Raw genomic sequence first — 23,483 nt, forward strand, 5'->3', positions numbered from 1 at the left:
CTTCTGCTCAATGGTACCCCGTCGAATACTGGGGACATGACGGATCTCGCAGCTCCTGCCCGCTCCACCGGCCCCTCCCCCGACGGCCCCGCCGCGGACAGCGTCGACCCCGGACTCGTCGACGCGAGCGTCGCCCTGGTGCGCCAGTGGCTGCGCGACGCCGCCGACGTCCCGGTCGACGCGTCCGGCGCCCAGCTCGCCGGCGTGCTGAAGGATCCGAGCGGCCTCGACTTCACGGTCGGCTTCGTCGACGGCGTGGTCCGCCCGGAGGACACGAAGGTCGCCGCCGCGGCCCTGCGCTCGATCGCGGGCGGCGTGCCGCGCTTCCTGCCCGCCCCGATGCGCGGCGCGGTCGCCCTCGGCGGCGCGGTCGCCCCGCTGCTCCCGGACGTCGTCGTGCCGATCGCCCGCCGGGTGCTGCGGCAGATGGTCGGCCACCTCATCATCGACGCGACCGACTCGCGACTCGGGCCGGCCATCGCGAAGATCCGCCGCGACGGCGTCCGCCTCAACATGAACCTGCTCGGCGAGGCGGTCCTCGGCCGCAAGGAGGCGCAGCGCCGCCTCGAGGGCACGCACCGCCTCCTCGCCCGCGACGACGTCGACTACGTGTCGATCAAGGTCTCCTCCACCGTCGCCCCGCACAACCCATGGGCGTTCGACGCCGCGGTCGACGACATCGTCGACGAGCTGGCACCGCTCTTCGCCCGGGCCGCCGCCGCGACGCCGCAGAAGTTCGTCAACCTCGATATGGAGGAGTACAAGGACCTCGATCTCACCATCGCGGTCTTCACCCGCCTGCTCGACCGGCCCGAGTACCTCGACCTCGAGGCGGGCATCGTGCTCCAGGCCTACCTGCCCGACGCGCTCTCGGCGATGATCCGGCTGCAGGAGTGGAGCGCCGCGCGCCGGGCTCGCGGCGGTGCCGGCATCAAGGTGCGCCTGGTCAAGGGCGCGAACCTGCCGATGGAGCAGGTCGAGGCGTCCGTGCACGGCTGGCCGCTCGCGACCTGGTCGACCAAGCAGGACTCGGACACCAACTACAAGCGCGTGATCGACTACGCGCTGCACCCGGACCGGATCCGGAACGTGCGGGTCGGCGTCGCCGGCCACAACCTCTTCGACGTCGCGTACTCCTGGCTGCTGGCCGGCGAGCGCGGCGTCCGCGAGGGGATCGAGTACGAGATGCTCCTCGGCATGGCGCAGGGCCAGGCGGAGGCGGTGCGCCGGACCGTCGGCTCGCTGCTGCTCTACACGCCGGTCGTCTCGCCGGCCGAGTTCGACGTCGCGATCGCGTACCTGATCCGCCGGCTCGAGGAGGGGGCGTCGAGCGACAACTTCATGTCGGCCGTGTTCGAGCTCGAGGCGCAGCCCGCGCTGTTCGCCCGCGAGGAGGCCCGCTTCCGCGCCTCCGTCGCCGCGCTCGACGGCGCCGTGCCGCCCGCGCACCGGGTCGCCGACCGCTTCGCCGCGTCGGGCCGCCCCGGCTTCGGCGACTTCCGCAGCACCCCGGACACCGATCCGTCCGTCGCCTCGAACCGCGCCTGGGCCGAGGAGATCCTCGCCCGCGTGCCGGCGTCCCGCGCCGGGGTCGAGGCGATCGAGGCCGCGACGATCTCCACCCGTGACGAGCTCGAGGCGGCCCTTGCCGCCACCCGCGCCGCCGGGTCCGCCTGGGGCGCCCTGCCCGCCGACGAGCGGGCGCGCATCCTGCACCGCGCGGGCGACGAGCTCGAGGCGCGCCGCGGCGAGCTGCTCGAGGTGATGGCCGCCGAGGCCGGCAAGACGATCGACCAGGGCGACCCGGAGGTGTCCGAGGCGATCGACTTCGCGCACTACTACGCCGAGCGGGCCCGCGAGCTCGACTCGGTCGACGGCGCCGTCTTCCACCCCGCGCAGCTGACGCTCGTCGCTCCGCCGTGGAACTTCCCGGTCGCGATCCCCGCGGGCGGCGCTCTCGCCGCGCTGGCCGCCGGCTCGGCCGCGGTGCTGAAGCCCGCCGGGCCGACCGCGCGCTGCGGCGCCGTGCTGGCCGAGGCGCTCTGGGCCGCGGGCGTCCCCCGCGAGGCGCTGCTGCTGCTCCGCCTGCCGGAGGAGGAGCTCGGCGCCGACCTCGTCGCGCACGACGCCGTCGACCGGGTGATCCTCACCGGCGCCTACGAGACGGCCGAGCTGTTCCGCTCGTTCCGCCACGACCTGCCGCTGCTCGCCGAGACCAGCGGCAAGAACGCGATCATCGTCACGCCCTCCGCCGACCTCGACCTCGCCGTCAAGGACGTCGTCTCGAGCGCCTTCGGCCACGCCGGCCAGAAGTGCTCGGCCGCCTCGCTCGTCGTGCTGGTCGGCTCGGTCGCGCGCTCCAAGCGGTTCCGCGCGCAGCTGCTCGACGCGGTCGAGTCGCTCACCGTCGGGCAGCCGACCGACCCGGCGACCCGCATGGGACCGGTGATCGAGCCCGCCGCGGGCAAGCTGCTGCGCGGACTGACGACGCTCGGCGAGGGCGAGCGCTGGCTGCTGCAGCCGCGCTCCCTCGACGACACCGGCATGCTCTGGAGCCCGGGTGTCCGCGACGGCGTGCGCCGCGGCTCGGAGTTCCACCGCACCGAGTACTTCGGTCCGATCCTCGGGATCATGACCGCGGCGACCCTCGAGGACGCGATCGCGCTCGTCAACGAGGTCGACTACGGCCTCACCTCGGGGCTGCACGCGCTCGACCCCGCCGAGATCGGCACCTGGCTGGACGGGATCCAGGCCGGCAACCTCTACGTCAACCGCGGCATCACCGGGGCGATCGTCGAGCGCCAGCCGTTCGGCGGCTGGAAGAAGTCGGCGGTCGGTCCGGGCACGAAGGCCGGCGGACCGGACTACCTGCTCGGCCTCGGGTCCTGGACCTCAGCGCCGTCCGCGGCCACGACCGCCGTCGACGACCCGCGCGTCGGGCGCCTGGTGGCCGCCGCCCGGGCCGAGCTGCCGGCCGCGGAGGCGGACGCGGTGGAGCGCACCGCCCGCAGCGCCGCGCAGGCTCTGGCGGCGGGTTCGGCCCGCGACGTCACCGGGCTGGCCGCCGAGCGCAACGTGTTCCGGCACCTCCCGTACGGCGCCCCGGTGCTGATCCGCCTCGCGGACGGCGAGCCGGTGGGGTCGCTCGCGCAGGTCGTCGTCGCCGCCGCGACCGCGGGCACCCGGGTGGCGGTCTCGAGCGCGACGCCGCTGCCCCCGCAGCTCGTGTCGGCGATCGCGTCGGGAGCCTCGGCGGTCGCCGTCGAGGACGACGCCGCCTTCGCGACGCGGGTCCGCGAGCACGGGGCCGGCCGGGTGCGCCTGCTGGGCGCCCCCGCCTCCTCCGTCACCGCGGTCACCGGCGGCCGCCCGGACCTCGCGGTCTACGCCGGCGAGGCCACCGAGTCCGGCCGCCTGGAGCTGCTGCCGTTCCTGCGCGAGCAGGCCGTCTCCATCACCGCCCACCGCTTCGGCACCCCGAACCACCTGACGGACGCCCTCCTCTAGCCCCTCCCCTCCGCGAGATGCCACTTGTGCACGCTTCCCACGGCGTGTCGCGTGCACAAGTGGCATCTCGCGGAGAGGGGATCAGGACGCGATCTGAGAGATGCGCCGGACGGAGAGGTCGAAGAGAACGACGGTGTCCCGCATCGAGACTCCTTGATCCCTGACGCCCAGGACCGCGTCGTGTTGGAGACGCCCGTACTCGTCGCGGCTGCGCTCCAGATTCTCCCTTGCCGCCCTTAGCTCCCGCAGGACCGACGCGACGTCGTCCGGGAAGGCGGCGCCGAAGTCCCAGGACAACTCGAGAGTGTCATCGTCGACGTTCGTCAGCGCGGAGACGAGGTCGCGGACTTCGCCTTCGAGCAGGGCGAGCGAGCGCGACTCGGCGGCGCCCCCGGGCAGCCCTTGAACGACCGCGACCCAGAACGGTTTCTCCTGAGTGACGGCGACCTCATAGCGATTCATCAGTCCAACCAGCCTTTCCCGGGAAGGTGCATCAGTGCGCCTTCGTTTGTGCACGCCATGACCTGCGACATCTGACCCGAGTACCGGGCCCAGGCCGATCCGTCCGAGTGCGACACGGACGGGATTCGCGAGTCTAGGGAGTGAGACCGGTAAGCATCGATGGCGGTGGAGTGGTTGGCGCGCGAGGCGTCGCCTTCGCGGTCAGAAGAGGCCGCGGGGGGACTCGACGGAGGCGAGGACGCCCGGGGCGGCGACGAGGGTGAGGCGGGCGACCTCGTCGGGGGTCAGCTCGGGCAGGCGCTGCGCGAGGTCGAGGAAGCGGTCGACCTCGGCCTCCTCCAGGACGTCGGCGGCGAGGGTGCGGAACTTCGCGACGTACTGCTCGCGGGTGAAGGGGTGCGCGCCGAGCGGGTGCGCGTCCGCGACCGCGATCTCGTCGACGATCGTCGTGCCGTCGGTGAGCAGGATCTCGACGCGGGCGCCGAACGCCTTCTCGGCCGGGTCGGTCGAGTGGTAGCGGCGCGTCCACTCCGCGTCCTCCTGGGTCGTCGTGCGCTGCCAGAGCGCGACGGTGTCGGGGCGGGCGGCGCGCTCGGGGGCGTAGCTGCGCTCGTGGTGCCAGGCGCCGTCCTGCAGGGCGACCGCGAAGATGTACGGGACCGAGTGGTCGAGCGTCTCGCGCGACGCGGTCGGGTCGTACTTCTGCGGGTCGTTCGCGCCGGAGCCGATGACGTAGTGGGTGTGGTGCGAGGTGTGCAGGACGATCCGCTCGACCCGCTCGGGGTCGGCGGCCTCGGGGTGCGCGTGGTGCAGCCGGCGGGCGAGATCGATCAGGGCCTGCGCCTGGTACTCGGCCGAGTGCTCCTTCGTGTACGTGTCGAGGATCGCGCGCTTGGCCTCGCCCGCGTCGGGCAGCGGGACGTCGTAGGAGGCGTCCGGGCCGTCGAGCAGCCAGGCGATCACGCCGTCCTCGCCCTCGTAGATCGGCGACGGGCTGGTCTCCCCGCGCATCGCCCGGTCGACGGCCTCGATCGCGGCCTTGCCGGCGAACGCGGGGGCGTACGCCTTCCAGCTCGAGATCTCGCCCTTGCGCGACTGCCGGGTCGCCGTGGTGGTGTGCAGCGCCTGCGCGATCGCCTGCTCGATCACCGCGACGTCGAGGCCGAGCATCGTGCCGAGGCCTGCCGCGACCGAGGGGCCGAGGTGCGCGACGTGGTCGATCTTGTGCCGGTGCAGGCTGATCGCGCGGACGAGGTCGACCTGGACCTCGTAGCCGGTGACGATGCCGCGGAGCAGCCGGGCACCGTCGATGCCCGCGTGCTGGGCGACGGCGATCAGCGGCGGGATGTTGTCGCCGGGGTGCGAGTACTCGGCCGCGAGGAAGGTGTCGTGGTAGTCGAGCTCGCGGACCGCGACGCCGTTCGCCCAGGCGGCCCACTCGGGCGAGACGCGGCGGCCCGGATCGACGCCGAAGACGGTCGCGCCCTCGCCGCCGATCGAGGCGGGGTGCGCGAGCGCCTGCGACCGGGCGGCGACCACGGGCCGGCGCAGGATCGACGCGGCGGCGACGGCGGCGTTGTCGATCACGCGGTTGACGACCATCTCGGCGACCTCGGCGTCGACCTCGACGGGATCGGCGGCCACCTCGGCCAGGGCGTGGGCGAGCTGCCCGTGGCGCGGGAGCTCCTCGTCGCTGCGGTGGACGCGGACGTGGTGTTCGTGCACGGGGGCTCCTTCGGCTCGTCCCTGCCAATCTACCGGCGGGTCCGCAGGCGGGGTGTGCGCCGGAGCGCCGGGCAGACTGTCGGCATGACCGCCACCCGCGTGGCCGCCTTCGACTGCGGCACGAACTCCCTCCGCCTCCTGATCGCGGACGTCGAGGACGGCCGCCTCGTCGACGTCCTCCGCCGCACCGAGCTCGTGCGGCTCGGGCACGGCGTCGACCGCACCGGCCGCTTCGACCCCGATGCGCTCGAGCGGACGCTCGCCGTAACCCGCGAGTACGCGGCGCTGGTCGACGAGTCGGGAGCCTCGCGCCGGCGCTTCGTCGCCACCTCGGCGACCCGCGATGCGGCCGATCGGGACGACTTCCTCGGCGCCGTCGAGCGGATCATCGGGGTGCGTCCCGAGACGATCAGCGGCGAGGAGGAGGCGGCCCTCTCCTTCCGCGGCGCCGTCTCGGCCGTCGACGCGGCCCGCCCCGTCCTCGTCGTCGACCTCGGCGGCGGCTCGACGGAGCTGGTGGCGGGCGTCGACGCGCCCGAGCAGGCGCACTCGATGGACGTCGGCAGCGTGCGGCTGACCGAGCGGCACCGCGCGAGCGGGGGCGCGCCGACCGAGGAGCAGCGTGACGCGATCCGGGCCGACGTCCGGCGCGCGCTGGCCGCCTCCTCCGTCGACCTCTCCGCCGCCCGCAGCGTCGTGGGGGTCGCGGCGACGGTGCTGACGGTCACCGCGCACGTCCTCCGACTCGAGGCCTACGACCGCGGGGCGCTCGAGGCGACCCTGCCGATCCGCGACGTCCTCGCCGCCTGCGACGAGCTCGCCGCGCTCTCACCCGCCGAGACCGCAGCGCTCCCCTACGTCCGCGCCGGCCGCGAGGACGTCCTCGGTGCCGGCGCCGCGATCTGGGCCGAGGTCCTCCGCGCCGCGCAGCAGGCCTCCCCCGCCGTCACCACCGTCACCACGACGGCCCACGACATCCTCGACGGCCTGGCCCTCACCCTCTGACCGGTCCCTCCCCTCACGCTCCCCTCCGCGAGATGCCACTTGTGCACGCCTTTCACGGCGTGTCGCGTGCACAAGTGGCATCTCGCGGCGGGGAGAAGGGGGGCGCGGGGGTGCGGGTCAGTGGGTGAGGGTGCTGCCGGAGTCTCGGGGGAGGCGGGCGGCGGCGGCGAGGGGGACGAGGGTCAGCACGGCGAGCGTCAGGAAGGCGAAGCGGTAGGGGACGAGGCCCGGGCCGAAGGCGGAGCCGGCCGCGAGCGCGATGCCGCCGGCCGCGACGCCGAAGCCCGCGGCGATCTGCTGGGTGGTCGCGCTGAGGGTGTTCGCGCCCGACATCCCCTCGGGCGCCACCTCGGCGAAGGTGACGGTGTTGTAGGCCGTGAAGCCGGCCGAGCGGGCGACCCCGCTGAGCACCAGGAGCGCCACGATCGCCGGGATCGGGACGTCCGGATCGAGGAACGCCATCGCGACCATGCAGGCGATGCCGACGACGTTGGCCGCGACGAGCACCCCGCGGAAGCCGACCGTGCGCAGCAGCCAGGTCGTCGCCGGCTTGATCGCGAGGTTGCCGACGAAGAGCGCGAGCACGATCGACCCGGCCTGCACCGCGTCCCAACCGAAGGCGTCCTGGAAGAGCAGCGGCAGCAGGAACGGCACGGCGTTGATCGTCGCCCGGTAGAGCGAGCCGCTGGCGTTCGCGACCCGGAAGGTCGAGAAGCGGAAGGCGTCGAGCGGGACCAGCGGATGCGGCGTCCGGCGCAGGTGGCGCACCGCGACGCCCGTGACGAGCGCGCCGGCCACTCCCAGGCCGAGGGCGACGGTGTTCGAGCCGCTGCCGGTGACGAAGCCGGACGCCCCGACGAGCGCGCCGAGGCCGACCGCGACGAGCAGCAGGCCGACGACGTCGAGCGGAGGCGGCGCCGCCTCGGTCCCGACGGGCACGATCCGCCGCGCGATCACGAAGGCGACGACGCCCAGCGGCAGGTTGATCAGGAAGATCCAGTGCCAGGAGGCGTAGGTCGTCAGCAGTCCGCCGATGAACGGCGCGAGGATCGGCGCGACCAGTCCCGGCCAGACCAGGATCGCGATGGCGCGGATGATCCCCTCCCGCGGCGTGACGCGCAGCACCGCGAGTCGGCCGACCGGCACCATCAGCGCGCCGCCCACGCCCTGCAGCACCCGGGCCGCGACGAGCAGCGGCAGCGTCGGGCTGAGCGCGCAGAGCAGCGACGCGAGCGTGAAGACGGCGATCGCGATCGTGAAGACGCGGCGGACGCCGAAGCGCTCGCTCAACCAGCCGGAGGCGGGGATCAGCACCGCGACGGTCAGCAGGAACGCGGTGACCGTGATGGCGACGGCGGCGGAGTCGACGCCCAGGTCGGCGCCGATGGCGGGTGCCGCGGTGGTGACGATCGTCGCGTCCAGGTTCTCCATGAAGAAGCAGCCCGCGACGAGGAGTGCGAGGGCGCGCTGACGGCGGGGATCCAGGGCGGCCTCCTGAGGACGGGGTGGGGTGCGGGGCGAGCGTAGCGCGGGCCGGAGGGCGCTGCGGCGCCCGGGCCGGGTAGCGTCGGACGCATGAGCGACTCCGAGACCCGCACGATCCAACTCCGCCGCTACGAGCTCGTCGACGGGGTGATGGACGACTTCCTGACCTGGTACGAGGCGAAGATCGTCCCCGCCCGCGCCGCGCACGGCTTCACGATCGAGTTCGCCTACGCCGACCGCGAGGTGAACGAGTTCGTCTGGGCCGTCAGCACCCCGGGCGACGCGGACGCGTTCGGCGAGATCGAGCGCGCCTACCTCGCCTCGCCGGAGCGCGAGGCCGCGTTCGCCGGTGAGCCGACCCGGGTGGCCGTGCACCACGTGCGGCTGATCGAGCGCATCGTCTGAGCTCGGCCGAGCGGGGCGGCGGCGGCTGATCGCAGCCGCCCCGCTCCCCTCCCCTAGCGCCGGGCCCGGCGCGCGAGGGCCAGGACGGCCCGGAGCGCCAGCGAGCCCGCGACGATCGAGCCGACGGTGCCGAGCAGCCGGGGCCAGACGTGCTTCGGAGTGTCGAGACCCGCGCGGTCCTTCGGCGAGGCCAGCGCGGCCGCCGGCAGCGCACGCCCGTTGGCGCCCGCCTCCGCCATGTGCGCGAGCCGGCGCAGGGTCTCGATGTTGCGCACCCAGAGGAACGTGTGCAGGAGCGGCTTCGGGATCAGCGTGCCCGGCCCCTTCACCGCCGTCTCGTGGATGCGGACCCTGCAGCCGTCGCGGTGCGGCTCGACCTCGAGCCGCACGCGGGCCTCGCCCATCGGCCAGCCGGCCGCCTGGATGATGAAGCGGCTCGACGGGTCCCACTCGAGCACGGTCGTCTCGTCGTCGATCACCAGCGGCCAGACGCCGAACGAGTGGTGCAGCTTCGAGCCGACGTGCGGCCAGTCGCGGCCCACCCGGCGCATCCGGGACGAGCCGACGACCCAGGACGGGAAGAGCCAGCCGGAGGCGAAGACGGCGAAGACGGATTCGGGCGGGCAGTGGAAGACGCGGGTGTTGCGGGACATCGCATGCTCCTTCGAAGCGGGTGCTGAACGCGGGCGGGTCGTGCCGCCCGCGTCTCAGGGTGCCAGATCCGCGGGGCGCGTCTGGTCGGGCCCCGGCGCGAGGTCCGGCGCCCGGCGGATGCCGAACTCGTGCCGGAGCGCGCTGCGGGCGGCGTGGAAGCCCGCCATCCCGTGCACCCCGGGCCCGGGCGGCGTGGACGACGAGCAGAGGTAGAGCCCCTTCGCGGGCTGCCGCCACGGGTCGGGCGAGGGCACCGGTCGCGAGAGCAGCTGCGCCACGCTCGCCGCTCCGGCCGCGATGTCGCCGCCGATGTAGTTCGGGTTCCACGCCTGCATGTCGCGCGCGGTCATCGAGGACGCCGCGAGCACGCGGTCGCGGAAGCCCGGGGCGAAGCGCTCGATCTGCGCCGTGATCGACTCGCGCTGGTGGGCCGGCGAGTTCCGCGGCACGTGGGTGTACGCCCAGAGGACCTGCTTGCCCTCGGGCGCGCGGGTCGGGTCGAGGACGGAGGGCTGGGACACCAGGACGTACGGGTTCTCGCTGTGCCGGCCGAGGACCACGTCGCGCTCGGCGGCGGCGATCTCGGCGCGGGTGCCGCCCACGTGCAGCGTGCCGGCCTCCGCGAGCTCGGGATCGGTCCACGGCACCGGGCCGTCGAGCGCGAAGTCGACCTTGGCGACGCCGTTGCCGTAGCGGAAGCGCCGGAGCGCCGCGGCGTACGGGGCGGGCAGGCGGTCGCCGGCCAGCTCGAGCAGCGCCGTCGGCGTGAGATCGAGCAGCACGGCCCGGGCGCTCGGCAGCTGGGCGAGCGAGGTGATCTCGACGCCGGTCTCGATCGTGCCGCCGTGCGCGCGGAGATCGTCCGCCATCGCGTCGACGATGGCCTGGCTGCCGCCGACGGGCACCGGCCAGCCGCGCGCGTGCGCGTAGGAGCCGAGCGCGAGCGCCGCGGCGGCGGTGGACAGGCTCGGCATCGGCCGGATCGCGTGCGCGGCGACGCCCGCGAGCATCGCCGGGGCCACCTCCTCGCGGAAGCGCGCGTTCCAGAGGGGCGAGCCCTGCTCGAGCACGCGCAGCCCGAAGCGCAGCAGCACCGAGGGGTCGGTCGGGATCTTCAGCAGGGCGTCGTTCGTGAAGCCCGCGACGCGGTCGGCCCGCTCCGCCAGCGGACCCATCAGCGAGCGCCAGGCGGCGCCGTCGCGCCCGAGCGCCGCGGCCGTCCGCTCGAGGTCGCGGTAGGCGATGCCGGAGCGCCCGCCGTCGAGCGGGTGCGCGTAGGAGATCTCGGGCAGCCGCAGATCGATCCGCCGGTCGAGCTCGAACCGCCGGAAGAACTCCGAGGCGAGTGCCATCGGGTGCACGGCCGAGCCGATGTCGTGGTGGAAACCGGGCAGCGTCAGCTCGGCCGTCCGGGCGCCGCCGCCGAGGGTCTCGTTGCGCTCGTAGACCGCGACCGAGAGCCCTGCGCGGGCGAGGGTGACCGCGGCCGAGAGCCCGTTGGGCCCGGAGCCGACGACGACGGCGTCGACCACGTCACTTCCTCCGCAGCGCCGCGACGGCCCCGACCAGGCCGGCCGCGCCGAGGACGGCGGCGCCGGCGTAGCTCGCGGCACGGTGGCGGATCATCCAGATCTGCGGCGTCATGGTGTGCGCGCGGTCGCTGAAGAGGCCGCGGGCGCCGTGATCGCCGGGAACCGGCTCGTAGACGTTGTTCGGGAGCATCGGCTCCTTCTTGTCGGGCGCCTGCTGGCCGTCGAACGCGCTGCGGGCGAGGTACCAGTCCATGAAGGCGCCGGCGAAGCGGTCGCCGAGGATGGTGCCCGCCGTCGGCTCGCCGACCCAGGTGCGCCGGCGCGGCTTGTCGGCGACGTCGGCGATCGCGATCGCGCCGACCTCCGGCTCGTAGATCGGCGGCACGGGCTGCGGATGGTGCGGCAGCTGCGACTTCACCCAGTTGAACTGGATCGTGTTGAGCGCGGGCATGTCCACCTCGGACAGGCGGATCCGGCTCTTGGAGTGCAGCAGCTCGGCGGTGACCGCCTCGGTGAAGCCGCGGGCGCCGAACTTCGAGGCGCAGTAGGCCGCCTGGAGCGGGATGCCGCGGTGCGCCAGCGCGGAGCCGACCTGGATGACGTGGCCGCGGCCGCGCGGGGTCATCCGCGAGAGCGCCGCGCGGGTGCCGTTGACGAAGCCGAAGAAGTTGACGGCGACGGCGCGCTCGAAGTCGGCCGGGTCGGTCGACAGGAACTCGCCGAAGACGCCGACCATCGCGTCGTTCACCCAGAGCTCGATCGGGCCGAGCTCGGCCTCGATGCGGTCGGCGGCCGACTCGACCGCCTCGCGATCGGCGACGTCGGTCGGGATCGTCAGACCGCGGCGGCCGGCCTGCTCGATCTCGGCGAGCGTCGCCGCGAGCCCGTCCTCGCCGCGGGCGAGCACGGCGACGTCCCAGCCGCGCGAGGCCAGCTCGCGGACGGTGGCGCGGCCGAGACCGGCGGTGCCGCCGGTGACGACGGCGACGCCGCGGCTCACGCGAGGACTCCGGCGGCGAGGTGTCGGGGGTGCGGCGTCGTGATCATGGTCGAGCTCCTTCGTGAGGGCGCCGGGAGCGGCGTGCTGCAGTTCCACGGTAGGCCGCTCGGGAGGCGCGCCGCGCGGGGTTGCGCCCGGTCGGTGGAAGCATCGACCGACACGCCCCTGGGGAGGAGTCCCACACCTCTCGATCCGTCCAGAGATCGTCCAGACCGCATCCAGACGCCGGGGCCAGACTGACGCCGCCGCGCCCCCGCGCCACCGCCCCTCGACGACCGGAACGACCCATGAACGCACTGCTCGGGCTCAGCCTCGTCTCCGGTCCGGCGGTGGTGGCCGTCTACGCGGTCGCGGTGCTCGCCCTCCTCGCGCTGATCCTCGCCTTCGCCCGCTCCGCGCCCCGCGGCCGCCGTCGGCGCCTGGTGCTCGCGGCCGGCGTCCTGCTCCTCGGCCTGCTGGTCGGCTGGCTGCTCGCCGGCCTGATCGGCGGCACCGGCGGCCCCTTCGGCGTCGACTTCACCCCCGTCACGCGCGTCTGGGTCGGGCTCGGCCTCGGCGGACTCGGCGTCGCCCTGGTCGCCCTCGTGCACGCCCTCGCCCATCGGCGCGCGAGGCGGGCGCTCGCCTCGGCGCTCGTCGGCGTCCTCGTGCTCACGACCGCTGCGATGACGGTCAACATCGACTTCGGCCAGTACCCGACCGTGCGCGAGCTGCTGGGGATCAGCGCGTACCCGACGCTGGCCGGTCCGATCGCGACGCCCGCCGGCGAGCACGCCTCCCTCGAGACCTGGACCGCCCCGGCCGGGATGCCGACCGCGGGCAGCGTCTCGACCGTGACGATCCCCGCCACGCAGTCGGGGTTCCCCGCCCGCGACGCCGTCGTCTACCTCCCGCCGGCCGCGCAGACCGCGGACCCACCGCTGCTGCCCGTGATGGTGATGCTGAGCGGCCAGCCCGGCTCGCCGTCGGACCCGCTCGCGGTGGAGCACCTGCAGCAGACGCTCGACACGTACGCCGCCGCGCACGCGGGCCTCGCGCCGATCGTGGTGTCGCCCGATCAGCTCGGCGACCCGACGGCCAACCCGATGTGCATCGACTCCCCGCTCGGGAAGTCCGCGACCTATCTCACCGTCGACGTGCCGAACTGGATCCGCGCGAACCTGCCCGTCCTCGGCGATGCGCAGCACTGGGCGATCGGCGGCCTCTCGCAGGGCGGCACCTGCGCGATCCAGCTCGGCGCCGGCTATCCGCAGCTCTTCGGCAACATCATCGACGCGTCCGGCGAGCTCGCCCCGACGCTCGGCGACGACGCGACGACGATCCAGCAGGGCTTCGGCGGCGACGCGGCGGCCTACGAGGCGGCCAAGCCCGCGGCGATCCTCGCGAGGAACGCGCCGTACACGGACTCGTTCGCGGTGTTCGGAGTCGGCGCGAACGACACCTCGTTCCTCTCCGGAGTGCAGACCCTGCACGCCGCCGCGGAGGCCGCCGGGATGGACACCACCTACCTCGAGGTCCCGGACAGCGCGCACGACGCGACCGCCTGGTCCGCCACCTTCGACAAGGGGCTCGAGCTGCTGACGGCGCGCTGGGATCTGGTGCCGGCGGCCTAGCGCGCGGAGACGGAGACCGGCGTTCCTGCGGTGGGCGGTCTCGATACGCCCCTGCGGGGCTACTCGACCAGCATGGAGGCGACCTCGTCCATGGTGATCGAGTAGCCCGCGGAGCGGGCGTATCGAGATACGCGGGCGGCTCCTTCGCGGCGGGCCGCTAGGCGCGGGTCGCCGCCGCGACCGCCGCCGCCACTCCCCCGCTCCACGGCGCCCCGTGGCCGGGCAGCACCCAGGTGGCGCCGGTCGGCAGCAGGCGCTGCAGCGAGGCGATCGCCTGCTCCGGCTCATCGGTGAACGGCGCGGGAGCCGGCCCCGTCGCCCCCGTCAGCACGTGCCTGGTCGTGAGGCCGTCGCCGACGAACACCGCGTCCGCGATCGGCACGTGCACCGCGATGCTGCCGGCGGAGTGCCCGGGCAGCCCGATGATCCGCGGGGCGCCCGGCAGATCGAGCCTCTCGCCGTCCTGCACCGTCACGACCTCGGTCAGCGGGGGCACGCGCGCCCCGCCCTTCCGCAGGAAGTAGCCGAGGAAGCCGACGAGCGGGCCCAGCCGCATCGACGGTGTCCGGTTCGAGGGCTTCTTCCCGCCCTTCGCGCGGTCCGCGTCGGCCTCGTGCACGAAGACGGGCACGCCGTGCTCGCGCCGCAGCCGCTCGGCGAAGCCGATGTGGTCGGAGTCGCCGTGGGTGAGGACGACGCCCTTCACGTCGTCGAGCGAGCGGCCGATCGCCGCCAGCTCGGCGAGCAGCTCGGGCCAGAGGCGGGGCAGCCCGGCGTCGATGAGGGTCACGCCCTCGGGGGTGTGGACGAGGTAGGCGGCGACGATGTCGGAGCCGAGGCGGCGGAGGTGGGGACCGAGTTCCATGATGGCTACGGTACATAGCCATCATGGCTACTGTCAATAGCTATAGTGGGGGCATGCCCACTCCCGAGCGCACCACCCTCGAGGCGATCGTCCGCGCCGCCGCCGAGATCCTCGAGGAGGAGGGCCTCGCCGGCGTGACGATGCAGGCCGTCGCGCAGCGCGTCGGGGTGCGCGCCCCCTCCCTCTACAAGCGCGTCGAGGGCCGCGACCCGCTCGTGCGACTGGTGGCCGAGGCGGCGCTGGGCGAGCTCGCCGCGAGGGTCGAGCCGCTCACCACGGCGGAGGAGCTCGCCGACGCCTTCCGCGCGTTCGGCCGCGAGCGGCCGGCCGCCTTCCTCCTGGTGATGGCGCCCGCCCCCGGGACCCCGGTGGCCCGGCAGGAGTTCCGCGACGCGGCGAGCGCCTCCGTCCTCCGCGCCACCGCCCGGCTCGCGGGCGAGGAGCACGCGCTCGAGGCCGCGCGGACCCTCACCGCCTGGGCCACCGGCTTCATCGGCATGGAGATCAACGGCGCCTTCACCCTCGGCGGCGATGTCGAGAGCGCCTGGCGCTTCGGGCTCGGCCGCGTGGTGGCGGCACTGAGCCTCGAGGACGTCAGCGCGCCGACGCCTCGTCCTCGAGGAACCGGGGACGACTCGCCGCGATCCCGCTGACCAGCAGCACCACGAGGCTCGCGAGCAGCAGGACGTAGGAGCCGGTCCAGCTCCCCTGCGCCTCGTAGAGCAGGCCGATCAGCAGCGGCCCGGCGCAGGCCAGCGCGTAGCCGAGACCCTGCGTCGCTCCGGAGAGGACCGAGGAGCCGGCCGTGCTGCGGGTCCGCGCGTTGACGAGGGTGAGCGTCATCGGGAAGGTGCTGACGCCTAGGCCGAGGCAGACCACCCAGGCCACGGCGCCGGTCAGCGGCGCGACGAGCAGGCCGACGTAGCCGACCGCCAGCAGCGCGACGCAGACCACCACCACGATCGACGGGTTCCGCATCCCCAGGGTGAGCGGTGGGACGACGAAGGCCGCGCCGAGTCCGAAGATCGAGAAGAGGGCGAGCAGCGCGCCGCCCTGCGCCGGATCCGCGCCCGCGTCGACGAGGATCGTCGGCAGCCAGGTGATGATCGCGTAGGTGTTGAGGGCCGTCATCCCGAGCATCAGCACCATCGCCCAGAGCAGGCGGGTGCGCCAGACGCCGGCCAGCCGGACGGGAGCGGCGGCCGCGGCGGCGCCGGCCTCGCCGCGGCGGGCGAGCGCCGTCCAGAGCAGGCAGGCGATCGCGGTGAGCGCGGCCCAGACGCCGACGGCGAAGCGCCAGTCGATGGCGGAGGCGAGCGGGACGGCGATGAGCGGAGCGACGAACTGACCGGCCTGGAGCAGCGCGAGGTAGAGCGAGCTGATCGCCTTCAGCCGGTCGGCGAAGTAGCGCTTCACGATCGGCACGATCAGGACGTTCGAGGTCCCCACTCCGGCGAACGCGACGACGGACGCGAGCACCAGCGCGAGCGGGCTCGGGCTGAGCGCGCGGAGCAGGATGCCCGCCGTGGTCACCAGCGTCGCGACGGCGAGGGTGCGCTCGAGGCCGAAGCGGCGGGAGGCCGCCGCGGCGACCACTCCGAAGACGGCGAACGACGCGGTGACGATGGTGCCGAACGCGCCGTAGAGCGTCGGGCCGAAGGAGAGGTCGGCGCCGATCGTCTCGAGCAGCGGGCTGAAGCCGGTGACGGCCGTCCGGAGGTTGAGCGCCGTCATCACGATCGCCGCGAGAGCGAGGAGCGCGGTCCTCTGCGGAGTGACGACGGTGGCGGTCATGACGGTCTGCCCTCGGTAGGATGATGGGATGAATCCCGCCGAGCCTAGCGCGACCGATGCCGACGCGGGCGCATCGGCTTCGAGCGCACCCGGCCCGAACGCAGCCGGCCCCGTCCCGCCCGGCCCGTCCGCTCCCGAGCCCCTCGCGCCCTTCCGCCGCGAGAGCGTGATCGACCACGTCACCGCCCTCTTCCACGAGGAGATCCGCTCCGGCCGCTGGGCACTCGGCGCGCGGATCCCGACGGAGCCGGAGCTCGTGCGCTGGAGCGGCGCGGGGCGGAACTCCGTCCGCGAGGCCGTGCAGACGCTCGTGCAGTCGGGGCTGGTGCGGCGGGAGCAGGGGCGCGGCACCTTCGTGACCGCGCGCTCGCAGCTCACCACGTCGCTCCGGCGCCGGCTGCCCACCGCCGAGCGGCGCGACGGCCTCGAGCTGCGCTTCGCGATCGACGGCGCGACCGCGGCGCTGGCCGCCGAGCGGCGGACGCCGGAGGACGTCGAGACGCTGCGGGCGCTGCTCGCCGCCCGCGGCCGCTCGTGGACGGGCGGCGACCTCGCCGAGCGGACCGCGACCGACACGGGGCTGCACCGCGCGGTCGTCGCGGCGACCCACAACGCCCTCTTCCTCGAGCTCTACGACGGGCTGACCGGGCTGTTCGAGACGGTGCTGCAGGACGACGTCGTCGGCGACGAGGACCGGCACGAGCGCGAGCACGCGCTGCTGGTCGAGTCGATCGCCGCGGGCGACCCCGCGGGGGCGCGGCGGGCGATCGAGGAGCTGCTCGCGCCGCTGCTGGAGCCGGACGGCGTGCAGAGCATCAGCTGAGAGGGCTGCTCATCGCTCCTCGGCGATGAGTCGTGCTCTCCGCTGATGTCCGTGCGCGAGCAGCGCCGCTCAGCGCTGCGGGCGGCGGGTCGACCAGAGCGCCCAGGCCACCAGCAGCGGCTGGAAGACCAGCCGGACGGCGCGCTTGCGGTCGGTGTCGAGGCCGAACGCGCTGGTCCTCGTGACGTACTGCGAGATGTTGCCGGGGAAGATCGCGGTGAAGAACGCGGCGGCGGCCGCTCCGACCAGCGGCGCCCGGCGGCGGGCGAGCACCAGCGACGCTCCCAGGCCGATCTCGACCACGCCCGACGCGAGCACGACGGTGTCCTTGTCCAGCGGCACCCACTCCGGAACCTGCGCCTGGAACTCCTCGCGCGCGCGGGTCAGGTGGCTGACGCCGGCGAAGACGAGGGCGGAGCCGAGGAGGACCTTGGCGCCGGTGCGGAGGAGGGACGGAGTGGAGGAGGACATGCGTCCATCGTTCCCGATCGATCGCGCCGGAGCACCCGCGGCCGCCGGAACCGCACGAACGTGCCGTGTCGGAGGCCCGGCCTAGTCTGTTCGCGTGTCAGACAGCATCCTCGTCCTCACCACCGGCGGAACCATCGACAAGGAGTACTCGCTCGCGGGCGAGCTCGAGATCGGCGCGCCGACGATCCCGCGCCTGCTCGAGCCCGTGCTGTCGACGCTCGAGTTCCGCGTCGAGGAGGTCCTGCGGAAGGACAGTCTCGACCTCGACGACGCCGACCGCGCGCTGATCCGCGAGCGCGTGCTCTCGGCAGAGGAGGACCGCATCGTGGTGACCCACGGCACCGACACGATGACGCTGACGGCCGAGGCGCTCGGCGCCGTCCGCGACCGGGTCGTCGTGCTGACCGGCGCGATGCAGCCCGCGCGGATGCGCGACAGTGACGCCGCCTTCAACCTCGGTGCGGCCGTGGCCGCGGTGCAGCTGCTGCCGCCGGGCGTCTACCTCGCGATGAGCGGACGGGTGCTGCCGGCCGGCGCCGTCGTGAAGGACAGGGCGGCCGGGATCTTCCTGCCGGCCTGAGCCCGCGGCCCGGGGGCCCGCGTCACTCCGCCGCGGCGACCGCCCGGGTGCACTCCGCGCAGAGCCCGAAGACGTCCACCACGTGGTGCGCATCGGTGAAGCCGTTCTGCGCCGCGACCGTGCGCGCCCAGGTCTCGACCGCGTCCGCCGCGATCTCGACCGTCAGCCCGCAGCGCCGGCAGATCAGGTGGTGGTGGTGCGTGCCCGGGGTGCAGGCGCGGTAGAGGCTCTCGCCCTCGGGCGACTGCAGCGAGTCGGCCTCGCCCTCGACGGCGAGGTCGGACAGGGCGCGGTAGACCGTCGCCAGCCCGATCGGCGAGCCGGACGCGTGCAGGGCGCTGTGCAGGCCCTGCGCGCTGACGAAGTCCTCGCGCTGAGTGAGCGCCTCGCGCACGGCCTCGCGCTGCCACGTGTTCCGCTTGACCACCGGTCCGCCTTCCCGTTTCACGACCCGCGCCACGCTATACCCCCGCCCCGACCGCGGCCGGTGAGCGCCGGCGCGAGGACCGGCGCACGCCCTTTCGGCCGATGATCCGGCAGACGACGTAGATCGTGAACGAGATCGTCGTCACGTAAGGACTGATCGGGACGGAGCCGCCGAGGGCGAGCAGGATCCCGCCGACCAGCGCGCCGACGGCGAAGAGCACGCTGAGCAGCGGCACGAGCACCGGCGACGCCGAGATCCGCAGCGCCGCGGCCGCAGGGGTCACCAGGATCGCGAGCACGAGCAGCGAGCCGACGATCTGCACCGAGACGGCCACCGCGAGGCCGAGCAGCAGCATGAACGCGATCGAGAGCGCCCGGGTCGGGATGCCGCGGGCGGCCGCCACGTCGGCGTCCACGCTCGCGAAGGTCAGCGGGCGCCAGATCAGCGCGAGACCGATCACGACGACGACCGAGATGGCGATCAGCCAGCCGAGCTGCGGGTCGTCCACGGCCACGATCTGCCCGGTGAGCAGGCCGAACTTGTTCGCGCTCCGCCCGGGGTACAGGGCGAGGCAGAGGATCCCGAGGCCGAGGCCGAAGGGCATCAGCACGGCGATGATCGAGTTGCGATCGCGGGCCCGCGAGCCCAGCAGCCCGATCAGGAGGGCCGCGACCAGCGAGCCGACGATCGAGCCCTGCACGACGCCCACGCCCAGCAGCAGCCCGGCGGAGGCGCCCGCGAAGGACAGCTCGCTGATCCCGTGCACCGCGAAGGCCATGTCGCGCGACATCACGAAGACGCCGATCAGCCCGCCGACGACGCCGAGGACGGCGCCCGCGATGACGGAGTTCAGCAGCAGCGCGAGCAGCGCGCCGTAGTCGGAGAAGTCGAAGATCTGCGACCAGACGTCGTCGGTCATGCGCGCTCCTCCTCGTGCTCGTGCACGTGCGAGTGGTCGGGGGCGCCGACCACGATGACGCGTCCGCGGGCGCGGATCACGTCGACCGGCGCGTCGTAGAGCTCGCTGAGCACCTCGGAGCGCAGCACCTCGTCGGGGGTGCCGATGCGGAAGCGGCCGCCGGCCAGGTAGAGCACCCGGTCGACCATCCCGAGCACCGGATTCACGTCGTGCGTGACGAAGAGGACGCCGAGGTGCCGCTCGCGCCGGTGCCGGTCGATCAGCTCGCTCACCGCGCGCTGGTGCGCGAGGTCGAGGGCGATCAGGGGCTCGTCGCAGAGCAGCAGGGCCGGGTCGCCGGCGAGGGCCTGACCCACCCGGACGCGCTGCTGCTCACCGCCGGAGAGACTGCCGATGGGCGCGTCGGCGTAGTCGGTCGCGCCGACCGAGGCGAGCAGGGCGTCGACCTGCGCGCGGCGCGAGCGCGAGGGCAGGGGCAGGCCGAAGCGGTGGCCGTCGATGCCGAGGCCGATCAGGTCGCGGGCGCGCAGCGGTGTGCCCTCGTCCGCCAGCTTCTGCTGGGGGATGTAGCCGATGCGGCGGTTGCCGCGGTGCACGGGCTCGCCGAGCACGCGCAGCTCGCCGGTGCTGAGCGGCTGCTGCCCGAGGACGGCGCGGAGCAGGCTGGTCTTGCCAGACCCGTTGGCGCCGAGCACCGCGACGAACTCGCCGGCCTGGACGTCGAGGTCGACGCCGCTCCACAGCTCGCGGTCGCCGAAGCGCAGACCGGCGCCGCGCAGCTGCAGCACGGACGCCGAAAGGCCCGCCTCCGAGGAGGCGGGCGCGGTCGAGGAGGCTCGGGTCACGACGAGAGGGCTCCCTCGAGGGCGTCGAGGTTCGCGGTCATCCAGGTGACGTAGTCGTCGCCCTCGGGCAGCGTCTCGGTGACGCCGACCGTCGGAACGCCGGCCGCCTCCGCCGCGTCGAGCACGGCCTGGGTCTGCGAGCTCTCGGTCTGCTCGTTGAAGACGAGCGCGTCGACGGTGCCGTCGGAGAAGAGGGCGAGCGTCTCCTGCAGCGTGGTCGCGGGGACGTCGGTGCCCTCCTCGACCGCCTCGCTGAACTCCTCCGGAGTCGCGTTGACGAGCCCGAGCGCCTCGGTCAGGTAGAGCGGAACGGGCTCGGTGATGGCGATCGAGCGGCCGCCGAGGGTGCCCTTCAGCTCGGCCTCGCGGTCGATCAGGCCGTCGAGGGAGGCGCCGAGCGTCGCGGCGTTCTCCTCGTAGGTCGCCGCGTCGTCCGCGTCGATCGCGGACAGCTCGTCGGCGATGGCGGTGACCATCTCGCGGACGGCGGCGAGGTCGTACCAGACGTGCTCGTTGTACGCGGCGTGCTCGTGGCCCTCCTCGTCGTGGCCGGCCTCCTCGGACTCGGCCCCGGCGGACTCCTCCGCGTGGTCGTGCTCCTCCTCGAGCCCGGCGACGACGGTGGCCGTGATGACGGGGGCGGTGGAGCCGGACGCGTCGATCATCGTGTCGACGAACGCGTCGTAGCCGCCGCCGTTCTCGATCACGAGGGCCGCGTTCGAGAGGGCGAGCTGGTCGCGCGCCGTGGCCTCGTACTCGTGCGGGTCCTTGTCGGGGCTGTCGATGATGCTCGTGACCTCGACCAGGTCGCCGCCGATGCTGCGGACCAGATCGCCGTAGACGTCGGTCGACGCGACGACCGCGACCTTCCCGCCGTCCTCGGCGGAGGCGCCGGACGAGGAGGCCGTGCCGGAGCACGCCGAGAGGGCGAGCGCAGTGCTGCCGAGCAGTGCGACGAGGGCGAGGGAGCGGGTCTTCACGGGTGAGCCGATCTGGGTCAGGAGCGGGACGGTCGGGATGAGGACACGCTAGCGACTATTGATAACGATTGTCAAAATCGACGGCGGTGCGCGCCTCCTCCCTCTGTCTCGCGGCGTCACGAGCGGTCACAGGTCGTCGCATTCCCCCGCGGCAGCACTCCCCGCTGCCACAGTCGCCGCACGCCCCGCGACCAGCGCGGCGACCGAGATCATCCGATCGAGAGGACCCACCGTGACCAGCACCGCATCGACCCCGACGCTCCGCCAGGACCGGACCGACAGCGCAGGCCGGACGGACAGCGCAGGCCCGTCCGCCCCCGACCGCTGGGCCGACGCCCCGCGGCCCGCCACCCCCGCCGAGTGGATCGCCCGCGCCGAGGAGGTCGGCGCCGTCCTCGCCGTCGACGCGCTCGAGCGCGACCGCGCCGGCGCCGCCCCCCTCGCCGAGGTGGCCCTCCTCAAGAGCGCCGGCCTCGTCACCCTGCTCGGCCCGCTCGAGCACGGCGGCGGCGGCCAGGAGTGGGCCGTCGCCCTCCGCGTGGTCCGCACCGTCGCGCGCGCCGACGGCTCGATCGGCCAGCTGCTCGGCTACCACTACCTCTGGGCCTGGGCCGCGCGCCTGGTCGCCACGGACGAGCAGATCGCGGCGGTCGAGCGGCAGGCGACCGAGGGGAACCTGCTCTACGGCGGCGCGGTGAACCCGCGCGACTCGGACCTGTCGATCCGCGAGGAGGGCGACGAGCTGGTCTTCCGCGGCCGCAAGTCGTTCTCGACCGGCGGAGTGGTCAGCGATCTGACCGTGCTCGAGGGCGTGCTCGAGGGGACCGACACCCACGTCTTCGCGATCGTGCCGACCGCGCAGGACGGCATCGTCTTCGGCCGCGACTGGGACAGCCTGGGGCAGCGCCTGACCGAGTCCGGCTCGGTCGAGATCCGCGACGTCCGGGTGCCGTGGGCCGCGGCCGCCGGCTTCGTCGACCGGGTCTTCCAGCCGCTCGTGTACAACACCCTCAACGTGCCGACGATCCAGCAGGTGTTCGCCGAGTTCTACCTCGGCATCGCGCAGGGCGCCCTCGAGCGGGCGGCGCAGTACACGCGCGAGTCCACCCGCGCGTGGCCCTACGGCGGCGACGACAAGGCCCGGGCGAGCGAGGAGTGGTACATCCTCGAGGGCTACGGCGATCTGCAGTCGCGGCTCTGGGCCGACGAGGCGCTGATCGACGCGACCGGCGCCGCCCTCTCCGCCGCGCTGCACGCCCCGCGCGAGGAGCTGACCCCGCGCCGCCGCGGCGAGATCGCCGTGCGGATCGCGGCCGCGAAGGCGCGCATCGTCGAGGACGGCCTGGCCGCCGCGACCCGCGTCTTCGAGCTGACCGGCGCCCGCGCGTCCTCGAGCTCGGTCGGGCTCGACCTGCACTGGCGCAATCTGCGGACGCACTCGCTGCACGACCCGCTGCCGTACAAGCGCCGAGAGGTCGGCGTCTACACGCTGCTGAACGAGGTGCCCGAGCCGACCTGGTACACCTGATCGGCCGCGCGGCACGGTCGGCGTCAGATCAGGCCGTGCCGCCGGAACGCCTCCCGGACGCCGTCCTCGCGGACGGACGCGGTGACCTCGTCGGCGGCGGCGAGGGCCGCGGCGGAGGCGTTCCCCATCGCGATGCCGAGGCCCGCGGCCGCGAGCATCTCGACGTCGTTGGAGCTGTCGCCGATCGCGATCGTGTCGGCGACCGGGTGACCGAGCCGCTCGGCCAGGCGGAGGAGCGCCGACCCCTTGTCGACGCCGCGGACGCTGACCTCGCCGCCCGCGTCGCCGAGGGAGGGGATCGTGCCGGTGATCACGTGGAAGCGCTCGCCGAGGCCGTCGCGGACGAGGGCGAAGGTGCCGGGGTGGTCGCCGAAGAAGGTCGCCTTCGCGATGCCCTCCGTCGGCACGGTGCCGTAGCCGCCGCCCACTCCCCCGCTGGTGAAGACGTCGTCGAACGACTGCAGCGAGTAGGCGATCCGGTGCGCCTCGAGGAATCCGGCGATCGCCTCGACGTCCTCGGGCGGCATCGTGCGCGACTCGAGTAGGACGCCGTCGAGCTCGACGAAGCCGCCGGCCGCCGAGACGACCCCGTCGAAGCCGAGGTCGAGCACCTGCTGCGGGATCTCGGGGCGCGAGCGGCCGGTCGCGACGAGGACGAGGTGGCCGTTCCGGCGGGCGCCGGTGATCGCCTCCGGCACCGACGGGGCGATCACGCCCTCGTCCAGGAGCGTGCCGTCGACGTCGAGCAGGACCAGTCGGGTGCGTGTCACCCGCGGAGCCTACCCGGCGGGCTCCGCGCGATCCCGCGCCAGGTCGCTCGGCCGCCCCCGTTGTACGGTGAGCCCAGCGAGCGGAGGAGGGGA

Annotated in this window: 22 protein-coding genes; 8 read left to right on the forward strand and 14 right to left on the reverse strand. The window is 74.0% G+C overall.

Annotated elements, in window-relative coordinates:
* Positions 1-36 precede the first annotated feature (36 nt).
* Positions 37-3,507, forward strand: coding sequence for a bifunctional proline dehydrogenase/L-glutamate gamma-semialdehyde dehydrogenase (locus tag HQQ82_RS11525; protein WP_173233290.1), 3,471 nt, complete (start codon positions 37-39; stop codon positions 3,505-3,507).
* Positions 3,508-3,588: 81 nt separating this feature from the next.
* Here HQQ82_RS11525 and HQQ82_RS11530 read toward each other — a convergent pair whose 3' ends face one another.
* Together HQQ82_RS11530 and HQQ82_RS11535 are read right to left on the reverse strand one after the other, a co-directional pair.
* Complete coding sequence (locus HQQ82_RS11530; RefSeq protein WP_173233292.1) at positions 3,589-3,969, reverse strand: hypothetical protein; 381 nt, start codon at positions 3,967-3,969, stop codon at positions 3,589-3,591.
* 201 nt (positions 3,970-4,170) lie between these two features.
* On the reverse strand, positions 4,171-5,694 hold the full coding sequence (locus tag HQQ82_RS11535) for an MmgE/PrpD family protein (RefSeq protein ID WP_173233294.1): 1,524 nt from the start codon (positions 5,692-5,694) through the stop codon (positions 4,171-4,173).
* A gap of 84 nt (positions 5,695-5,778) precedes the next feature.
* On the opposite strand from HQQ82_RS11535, the gene HQQ82_RS11540 reads away from it, so the two are divergent.
* Positions 5,779-6,699, forward strand: coding sequence for an exopolyphosphatase (locus HQQ82_RS11540; protein WP_173233296.1), 921 nt, complete (start codon positions 5,779-5,781; stop codon positions 6,697-6,699).
* A gap of 117 nt (positions 6,700-6,816) precedes the next feature.
* On the opposite strand, the gene HQQ82_RS11545 is transcribed toward HQQ82_RS11540, so the two are convergent.
* Positions 6,817-8,184: an MFS transporter gene (locus tag HQQ82_RS11545; RefSeq protein ID WP_301952475.1), complete on the reverse strand. Its 1,368-nt coding sequence runs from the start codon at positions 8,182-8,184 to the stop codon at positions 6,817-6,819.
* Positions 8,185-8,274: 90 nt separating this feature from the next.
* Here HQQ82_RS11545 and HQQ82_RS11550 point away from each other — a divergent pair, with 90 nt between their 5' ends.
* Positions 8,275-8,589 carry an NIPSNAP family protein gene (locus HQQ82_RS11550; RefSeq protein WP_173233300.1) on the forward strand — a complete coding sequence of 105 codons (315 nt, stop codon included), beginning with the start codon at positions 8,275-8,277 and terminating at the stop codon, positions 8,587-8,589.
* Between the two features lie 53 nt (positions 8,590-8,642).
* On the opposite strand, the gene HQQ82_RS11555 is transcribed toward HQQ82_RS11550, so the two are convergent.
* The 3 genes from HQQ82_RS11555 to HQQ82_RS11565 are packed head-to-tail and all read right to left on the reverse strand — an operon-like array spanning position 8,643 to position 11,871.
* Positions 8,643-9,242, reverse strand: coding sequence for an SRPBCC family protein (locus HQQ82_RS11555; protein WP_173233302.1), 600 nt, complete (start codon positions 9,240-9,242; stop codon positions 8,643-8,645).
* A 54-nt stretch (positions 9,243-9,296) separates the two neighbouring features.
* Entirely contained in the window at positions 9,297-10,775 is a 1,479-nt protein-coding gene (locus HQQ82_RS11560) for an NAD(P)/FAD-dependent oxidoreductase (RefSeq protein ID WP_173233303.1), read from the reverse strand.
* 1 nt (position 10,776) lies between these two features.
* Positions 10,777-11,871: an SDR family oxidoreductase gene (locus HQQ82_RS11565; RefSeq protein ID WP_367947930.1), complete on the reverse strand. Its 1,095-nt coding sequence runs from the start codon at positions 11,869-11,871 to the stop codon at positions 10,777-10,779.
* Between the two features lie 191 nt (positions 11,872-12,062).
* Between HQQ82_RS11565 and HQQ82_RS11570 the strand changes: the two genes are divergently transcribed.
* Positions 12,063-13,388 (forward strand): esterase family protein, encoded by a 1,326-nt coding sequence (locus HQQ82_RS11570; RefSeq protein WP_173233305.1) that lies wholly within the window; start codon positions 12,063-12,065, stop codon positions 13,386-13,388.
* A 157-nt stretch (positions 13,389-13,545) separates the two neighbouring features.
* Here the strand turns inward: HQQ82_RS11570 and HQQ82_RS11575 are convergent, their stop codons facing one another.
* On the reverse strand, positions 13,546-14,253 hold the full coding sequence (locus HQQ82_RS11575; protein ID WP_173233307.1) for an MBL fold metallo-hydrolase: 708 nt from the start codon (positions 14,251-14,253) through the stop codon (positions 13,546-13,548).
* Positions 14,254-14,306: 53 nt separating this feature from the next.
* On the opposite strand from HQQ82_RS11575, the gene HQQ82_RS11580 reads away from it, so the two are divergent.
* Positions 14,307-14,906, forward strand: coding sequence for a TetR/AcrR family transcriptional regulator (locus HQQ82_RS11580; protein WP_173233309.1), 600 nt, complete (start codon positions 14,307-14,309; stop codon positions 14,904-14,906).
* Here HQQ82_RS11580 and HQQ82_RS11585 read toward each other — a convergent pair.
* Positions 14,848-16,047 carry an MFS transporter gene (locus tag HQQ82_RS11585; RefSeq protein WP_173233310.1) on the reverse strand — a complete coding sequence of 400 codons (1,200 nt, stop codon included), beginning with the start codon at positions 16,045-16,047 and terminating at the stop codon, positions 14,848-14,850. The two genes, HQQ82_RS11580 and HQQ82_RS11585, sit on opposite strands and share 59 nt — an antisense overlap.
* Before the next feature lie 28 nt (positions 16,048-16,075).
* Between HQQ82_RS11585 and HQQ82_RS11590 the strand changes: the two genes are divergently transcribed.
* A complete protein-coding gene (locus HQQ82_RS11590) occupies positions 16,076-16,870 on the forward strand; it encodes a FadR/GntR family transcriptional regulator (RefSeq protein ID WP_173233312.1) in 795 nt (264 codons plus the stop codon).
* Positions 16,871-16,939: 69 nt separating this feature from the next.
* Here HQQ82_RS11590 and HQQ82_RS11595 read toward each other — a convergent pair whose 3' ends face one another.
* On the reverse strand, positions 16,940-17,341 hold the full coding sequence (locus HQQ82_RS11595) for a hypothetical protein (protein ID WP_173233314.1): 402 nt from the start codon (positions 17,339-17,341) through the stop codon (positions 16,940-16,942).
* 94 nt (positions 17,342-17,435) lie between these two features.
* On the opposite strand from HQQ82_RS11595, the gene HQQ82_RS11600 reads away from it, so the two are divergent.
* The gene (locus HQQ82_RS11600; RefSeq protein WP_173233316.1) at positions 17,436-17,921 is read left to right on the forward strand and encodes an asparaginase domain-containing protein; all 486 of its coding nucleotides are present in this window, start codon (positions 17,436-17,438) and stop codon (positions 17,919-17,921) included.
* 22 nt (positions 17,922-17,943) lie between these two features.
* On the opposite strand, the gene HQQ82_RS11605 is transcribed toward HQQ82_RS11600, so the two are convergent.
* Genes HQQ82_RS11605 through HQQ82_RS11620 form a run of 4 tightly spaced genes read right to left on the reverse strand, consistent with a single transcriptional unit; the run spans position 17,944 to position 21,092 of the window.
* Positions 17,944-18,348 carry a Fur family transcriptional regulator gene (locus HQQ82_RS11605; protein ID WP_160091201.1) on the reverse strand — a complete coding sequence of 135 codons (405 nt, stop codon included), beginning with the start codon at positions 18,346-18,348 and terminating at the stop codon, positions 17,944-17,946.
* A 34-nt stretch (positions 18,349-18,382) separates the two neighbouring features.
* A complete protein-coding gene (locus HQQ82_RS11610) occupies positions 18,383-19,267 on the reverse strand; it encodes a metal ABC transporter permease (protein WP_173233317.1) in 885 nt (294 codons plus the stop codon).
* Positions 19,264-20,112: an ABC transporter ATP-binding protein gene (locus HQQ82_RS11615; RefSeq protein ID WP_173233319.1), complete on the reverse strand. Its 849-nt coding sequence runs from the start codon at positions 20,110-20,112 to the stop codon at positions 19,264-19,266. The genes HQQ82_RS11610 and HQQ82_RS11615 overlap by 4 nt, the downstream gene beginning before the upstream one ends.
* Complete coding sequence (locus tag HQQ82_RS11620) at positions 20,109-21,092, reverse strand: metal ABC transporter substrate-binding protein (RefSeq protein ID WP_367947929.1); 984 nt, start codon at positions 21,090-21,092, stop codon at positions 20,109-20,111. The genes HQQ82_RS11615 and HQQ82_RS11620 overlap by 4 nt, the downstream gene beginning before the upstream one ends.
* 232 nt (positions 21,093-21,324) lie before the next feature.
* Here HQQ82_RS11620 and HQQ82_RS11625 point away from each other — a divergent pair, with 232 nt between their 5' ends.
* Positions 21,325-22,620, forward strand: a complete 1,296-nt coding sequence (locus HQQ82_RS11625) for a monooxygenase (RefSeq protein WP_173233321.1) — start codon at positions 21,325-21,327, stop codon at positions 22,618-22,620.
* Positions 22,621-22,643: 23 nt separating this feature from the next.
* Here HQQ82_RS11625 and HQQ82_RS11630 read toward each other — a convergent pair whose 3' ends face one another.
* A complete protein-coding gene (locus tag HQQ82_RS11630; RefSeq protein ID WP_173233323.1) occupies positions 22,644-23,390 on the reverse strand; it encodes an HAD family hydrolase in 747 nt (248 codons plus the stop codon).
* Between the last annotated feature and the right edge of the window lie 93 nt (positions 23,391-23,483).

This window comes from Rathayibacter sp. VKM Ac-2856, from assembly GCF_013205055.1.
In the GTDB taxonomy this organism is placed as follows: Bacteria; Actinomycetota; Actinomycetes; order Actinomycetales; family Microbacteriaceae; genus Rathayibacter.